The sequence below is a fragment of the Luteimonas sp. A649 genome (assembly GCF_054072735.1).
Map to the genome: position 1 here is coordinate 1 of NZ_JBSVRQ010000020.1, position 910 is coordinate 910.

The following is a 910-nucleotide window of genomic DNA, read 5'->3' on the forward strand; positions in this document are numbered from 1 at the left end:
TCGAGGCCAGGTAGTCGTACACCGCCTTCGCGCGGCGCTCCGACAGGGCCTGGTTGTACGCATCGGTGCCCTTCGAGTCGGTGTGGCCAGCCACTTCGACCTTCAGCTCCGGGTAACGCTTCAGGATCTCGATCGCCTCGTTCAGGATCGACACCGCATCCGGACGCAGGGTCGACTTGTCGAAGTCGAAGTTCACGCCCTTCAGGTCGATCGACACCGGCACCGGGCAGCCGTCCGGACCGATCGTCTGGCCAGGCTGCGAATCCGGGCAACGGTCGTCGCAATCGTTCACGCCGTCACCGTCGCTGTCCATGTCGGCGCAGCTCGGGGCGGCCGGCGCGGGCGCCGGGGCGACCGGGGCGGTCGGCTCCGGACCCAGCGGGATCACGATGCCCACCGAGGCCAGCACGTCGCCGAACCAGTCTTCGCCCGGGGCGTTGACGCTGCTGTCGTCGAAGTCGGCGCGGTAGGCCAGCTCGGTGCGGATCGCGGCGCGGCCGATGTCGCCCTGCGCACCGATGCCGACCTTCGCGGCGAAGTTGCCGTCCTCACGCTCGCCCGGCGACACCGTGCTCGGGAACGCGTCGTATTCTTCTTCCGAACGCTGGTAGCCAACGCCCATCAGCACGTACGGGTTCCAGCCACGGCCTTCCGACAGGAAGTGGTGACGCAGGTCCAGCGAAATGCCGTACTGGCTCCAGTTCAGGTCCTGGTTGGCTTCCTTGTTGGGGTTCTGGTAGTTCAGCTCGGCATCGAGCGACCACGCCGGCGAGATGAACTTGCCAACGCCCAGCGTTCCGAACGGCGCATTGCGGGTGTCGCGGTCGCTGTCCTGGATGTTCATGCCGACGCCGCCGGTCAGGTACCAGCGATCATCGAACTCCTGGGCGGAGGCCGCATGGGTGACGCC

At 67.3% G+C, this 910-nt stretch carries 1 protein-coding gene; it reads right to left on the minus strand.

Annotated features, from left to right (window positions below; all coding sequences use genetic code 11):
* On the minus strand, positions 1-910 hold a 910-nt coding region (locus ACW5E8_RS14790; RefSeq protein ID WP_456966304.1), incomplete at both ends, for an OmpA family protein.